4 protein-coding genes are annotated in these 5,425 nt (G+C 70.9%); all 4 read left to right on the top strand.

The genetic code is table 11. The features are described 5' to 3' along the window. Nucleotides 1-173: energy transducer TonB (locus tag FL344_RS37790; RefSeq protein WP_141276792.1), on the top strand; the 173-nt coding region annotated here is incomplete at its 5' end. 142 nt (nucleotides 174-315) lie between these two features. Continuing rightward, nucleotides 316-3,078 (top strand): TonB family protein, encoded by a 2,763-nt coding sequence (locus tag FL344_RS37785; RefSeq protein WP_141621913.1) that lies wholly within the window; start codon nucleotides 316-318, stop codon nucleotides 3,076-3,078. Nucleotide 3,079: 1 nt separating this feature from the next. Next, the gene (locus FL344_RS37780; RefSeq protein WP_141621912.1) at nucleotides 3,080-4,000 is read left to right on the top strand and encodes a hypothetical protein; all 921 of its coding nucleotides are present in this window, start codon (nucleotides 3,080-3,082) and stop codon (nucleotides 3,998-4,000) included. Nucleotides 4,001-4,089: 89 nt separating this feature from the next. Beyond that, nucleotides 4,090-5,425 (top strand): caspase family protein (locus tag FL344_RS37775; RefSeq protein WP_141621911.1); only part of this gene is annotated, 1,336 nt, incomplete at its 3' end.

Below are 5,425 nucleotides of genomic sequence, written 5' to 3'. Positions count from 1 at the left end.
CCATCGACCACGAGGGCAAGGTGGTGGCGGTGAAGATTCTCAAGGGGCCCGGCTACGGCCTCAACGAGGCGGCGAGGGATGCCATCCGCCGCTTCCGCTTCAAGCCCGCCATCAAGGGCGGCGAGCCTGTCTCCACGGAGATGAAATACTCGTACACCTTCCTGCTCGATTGATTTCGCCGCTCCCGCTGGGAGAGCGGCGGAGCCCAGGCGTGCCCGGCATGTCAGGGGTACCCATCCCCACGGGCATTGCCGGGATTCCACCTCGCCATCGCTCCGTCTCTCTTTCAGCGGGAGCGGCAACCCCCTCACCCGTATGCTTGGACACGCCATGTCCTCCACCCTGAAAGCCCGAGGCGCGCTCGTCGCGGCCTCGCTCCTGCTGGCGGCGCCCGTGCTCGCGCAGGCACCCCAGGCCGGCGCGCCTCCCACGGACGCGGCCACGCCACCTGAGGCGCAGGCCCAGCCCACCATCACCAAGCCTCCCGAACTGGTGCAGCAGGTGGAGGCGCAGTACCCGCCCGAGGCGCTCGCGCAGGGGCTCACCGCGTCGGTGCGGCTCATCATCACCATCGCGGATGACGGCTCCGTCGCCGAGGTGCTGCCCACCGAGCCGGTGGGCAACGGCTTCGACGAGGCGGCCATTGCGGCGGTGCGCCAGTTCCGCTTCTCGCCCGCCGAGGTCGACGGCGTGCCCGCGCCGGTGCAGGTGGAGTACGTCTATCACTTCACCCTCACCGCGCCGGAGCCGGAGGCGGGCGCCGAGGCCGTGGAGGCCGAGCAGCCCAAGGCCACGCTCACCGGCCAGCTCATCTCCCGCGGCAGCCGTTCGCGCGTGCCCAACGCCACCGTGCGCTGCGGCGACGACGCGGACGCGCCCGAGGTGATGTCCGACGAGGACGGCCGCTTCACGCTCGAGGTGCCCGCGGGCACCTGCGAGGTGCGCGTGGTGGCCACGGGCTTCCAGCTCTACCAGACGAAGGAGGAGCTGAAGGCGAACGAGACGACGGAGGTGAACTTCTACCTCGCGCCCTCGGGCGGCGGCCTGGAGACGGTGGTGCGCTCCGACCGGCCGAAGAAGGAGGTGGTGCGCCGCACCATCACCCGCGAGGAGGCGCAGAAGACGCCGGGCTCCTTCGGCGACCCCATCCGCGTCATCCAGTCGCTGCCGGGCGTGGCGCGCGCGCCCTTCATCTCCGGTGAGCTGCTGGTGCGTGGCTCGAACCCGGGCCAGACGTCGACGATGATGGACGGGGTCGAAATCCCCCTCCTGTTCCACCTGCTCGGCGGACCCTCGGTGGTCAACGCCGAGTTCATCGACCAGCTCGACTTCTTCCCGGGCGGTTACGGCAGCCAGTACGGCCGCGCGGTGGGCGGCATCGTCGAGGTGGGCACGCGCAAGGGCGCATCGGACACGCTGCACGGCTCGGTGAAGGTGGACCTGCTGGACGCGGGCTTCTTCCTGGAGAGCCCGATTACGGACGGCATCAGCGTGGCCGCCGCCGCGCGCCGTTCGTACATCGACGCGATTCTGCCCGCCGTCCTGCCGGAGACGGAGGGGGGCACGCTCTCCGTGGTGCCGCGTTATTGGGACTACCAGTTGCGCGTGGACTTCGGCGCGAAGCGCGGGACGCCCAACGACGACACGACCGTGACGGCGGGGGGCGCACGCAGCTCCGGCTACATCATGGCCTTCGGCAGTGATGACCAGCTCCGCGTGGTGTCCACCGGTCCCGAGACGGAGCGGGACCTCGAGCTGGACACGCGCATGAACTTCCACCGGGTGAAGGGCGACTGGACCTACCGCAAGGGCGCGATGTGGTCCGTCTTCACGCCCTTCGTCGGCATGGACCGCAACAACATCGACTTCGGGCTCGCGCGGCAGGAGGGCAAGACGTACACGCTGGGCGCCCGCGAGGTGCTGGGCATCGAGCTGTCCTCCGCGCTCACCCTCCGCACGGGTCTGGACCTCGTCTTCGAGCACGAGCGCTACGACGTGTCCTTTCCCGCGCCGGGCGGCATCGAGTACGTGCCCTTCCCCGGGGCCGAGCCGGTGGGCCAGCAGCTGGAGGAGCAGATTGCCCTGAGCTCCTTTGACGGCGCGCTCTTCCTGGAAGCGGACCTGCTGGTGGGGCGCTTCACCTTCACGCCGGGCGTTCGCGGCAACCTCCAGACGGTGGGCAACACGCGGAACCTGGCGCTGGACCCGCGGCTCTGGGTCCGCTACGCGGCGACCTCACGCACCAACCTCAAGGGCTCGCTGGGCCTCTACAGCCAGCCGCCAGAGACGTTCCGCTTCATCACCGCGCCCTACGGCAACCCGGACCTCGCCTACCAGCGCGCGTTCCAGAGCAGCCTGGGCGTGGAGCACCGCATCACCGACGTGCTCAACGTGGACGTCACCGGCTTCTTCAACCGCCGCTTCAACAACATCGTGTCGCCCGGCCAGCTCGTCGCGAACGAGGGCGGCGGCGTCTTCACGCTGCCGTACTCCAACGACGGCATCGGCCGCGCGTATGGCGTGGAGGTGATGCTGAAGAAGGAGCGCGCCTCCGCGACGGACAAGTGGTCCGGCTGGCTCTCGTACACCTTCAGCCGCGCGGAGGACGGGCGCGTGGGGCCGCCGCCCAAGGGCGGAGGGGCCTTCGGTGGCGGCAGCGTGCCGGACGACTCCACCTATGGCCTCAGCCCCTGGGACCAGACGCACATCCTCACGATGGTGGCGGGCTATGTGCTGGGCAACGGCTGGGAGCTGGGGGGCCGCTTCCGCTACACCAGCGGCCGGCCCATGACGCCGCTGGCGAGCGGCCATGACGTCTACGACGCGGACCGCAACCGCTACAACGCGACGTTCGGTCCCTACTTCTCCGACCGCACGGGCGGCTTCCACCAACTGGACGTGCGCGTGGACAAGAGCTGGCGGTTCCAGAGCTGGACGCTCACGGCCTACCTGGACGTGCAGAACCTCTACAACGCGAAGAACGTCGAGTTCGTCTTCAACGACTACCGGTTCCGTCGGGAGTACGAGGTGCCGGGCATCCCCATCCTCCCCGTGGTGGGTGTGAAAGGAAGCTTCTGAGATGAAGACCCTGCTCGAGTATGGCGGCCTGTTGCTGCTGCTGGGGGCTACCGCGTGTGTCGACGTCGAGGACCAGCCTTCGCGCGTCCACGACTTCCGTGTGCTCGGTCTCGCCACGGAGCCGCCGGAGTTCATGGCGTCTGCTTGTGAGCTCAACCCGGCGACGCTGGATGAACTCTCCGAGCCCGTGACATACCGCGCGCTGCTGGTGGACCCGGCGGGCGAGGGCCGTCCCATCCAGTACACGTTGTGGGCGTGCGCGGACCCCGAGGACCGGACGTGCGCGAACGAGTCCAACCGCGTGCTGCTCGCGGAGGGCACCACCGCGCCCGGTGAGCTGACGCTCAGCATCCAACCGGGCGCGGCCACGCTGGCGGATGACACGCCGCTGCTGGCGCGGGTGCAGGCGCTGGACCCCTACCTGGGGCTGGGCGGCCTGCGCATGCCGCTGGTCCTCTTCACGCAGGCGGGGGAGGAGCGGGTGTACGCGCAGAAGCTGATGGTCTTCTGGTGCCCGGCGGTGGAGGGGATGCGGGCCAACGTGCAGCCGGTGATTCCGGGCCTGCGCGTGGACGACGTGGCCTGGGCCGCGGAGGCGCCGCTGGAGCTGCGGGGCGCCGGGCCCTTCGTGGTGACGTCCGAGGACGTGGTGGCCTTGCAGGAGACCTACGTGGTGCCCGGGCTGCGGCTGGAGGCGGTGACGCTGCGGGAGAGCTGGGTGATTTCGTGGCACGCGACGCTGGGCGAGTTCTCGCCGCAGGAGACGGGTGGCTCGTCCTTCGGCGGGCAGGAAGGCCGGCACCGCACGGAGTGGGAGCCGCCAGAGGGCGCGCAGGCGCAAGAGGTGACGTTCTGGGCGGTGGTGCGGGACGGCCGGGGCGGCAGTTCCTGGTTGGTGCGCCGGGCGCTCTGGAGCCCGTGAGCCGGGCTCGCTCGCCGGCCTCCAGTCGAGATATGCCGAGGGGACTCGCTTGAGGCCGGGCCGGGCCTGACGCGTGGGGTGGAACGCGGATGATGAGACGCACCACTGCTGGGGAATGGGGCCGCCGGTGCGGTCTGCTGGCCGTCGCCTGCCTGGGCGTGTGGGCCACGGTGTCCGCCGCGGCCACGCCGCCCCCGGTGGATGAGCCACCGGTGACGTTGCGCCGCTTCGCGCTGCTCGTGGGCTCCAGCGAGGGCGGTGAGGGACGCGAGCGGCTGCGCTACGCGGGCTCGGATGCGCTGGCCATGTCCCGCGTGCTGGGGGAACTGGGCGGTGTGGCGGTGGCGGACCGCGTGCTGCTGCTGGAGGCGGACCGGAAGGGCCTGCTGGGCGCGCTGGAGCGGATGCGGGTGCTGGTGGAGGCCGCGGCCGCCGACGGTGTTCGCAGCGAGCTGGTGCTCTACTACTCGGGCCACTCGGACGCAGAGGGGCTGCTGCCGCGCGGGGAGCGGCTGACCTACGCGGCGCTGAAGCAGGGGCTGGGCGCGGTGCCCGTGGACGTGCGCATCGCGATTCTGGACTCGTGCGGTTCCGGCGCGGTGACGCGCTTCAAGGGTGGGGTGCACCGGCCGGGCTTCCTCATGGACGCGGCGTCGCAGGTGCGGGGCCACGCGTACCTCGCCTCCAGCTCCGCGGATGAAGTGGCGCAGGAGTCGGACGCCATTGGCGCGTCCTTCTTCACGCACTTCCTGGTGACGGGCCTGCGCGGCGCGGCGGACGCCAGCGGCGACGGCCGCGTCACCCTGCACGAGGCCTACCAGTTCGCTTTCCATGAAACGCTGGCGCGCACGGAGCGCTCGCAGGGCGGTCCGCAGCACGCGGCCTATGACATCCAACTGGCGGGCAGCGGCGACCTGGTGCTGACGGACCTGCGCACCTCGCGTGTGCGGCTCACGGTGGCGGAGGACGTGCAGGGCCGCCTCTTCGTGCGCGACTGGGGCAACCAGTTGGTGGCGGAGCTGCAGAAGCCCGCGGGCCGGCGTCTGGCGCTGGGGCTGGAGGCGGGGCGCTATCAGGTCGTGCTGGAGCGTCCCTCGCAGCGGTTCGAGGCGGAGTTGACGGTGTCGCCGAAGGGGGGCTCGGAGCTTCGCGCCGAGCACTTCGTTCCCATGACGCTCACGCGCACGGCGGCGCGAGGCGGGACGGACATGCGGGCCGAGGCCCTGTCCACCGGCGAGCCGGTCGTCCTCGGCGACATGCCCTCCGTGCCCTTCAACCTGTCGCTGGTGCCGCCGCTGGCCACCACCTCGCTGTGGGGAGGCAGCGGGCGCAACCACCTGGCGCTGGGCGTGCTGGGCGTGCGCTCGATGCAGCTTCAGGGGTTGGGCGTGTCCGCTGGCGTGGGGTGGGTGGACGGGACGGTGG

The organism is Myxococcus sp. AB036A (genome assembly GCF_006547355.1).
GTDB classification, from domain to species: domain Bacteria; phylum Myxococcota; class Myxococcia; order Myxococcales; family Myxococcaceae; genus Myxococcus; species Myxococcus virescens.
Note: the sequence above shows the minus strand (reverse complement) of the source record. Positions and strands in the feature narration are given on the sequence as shown.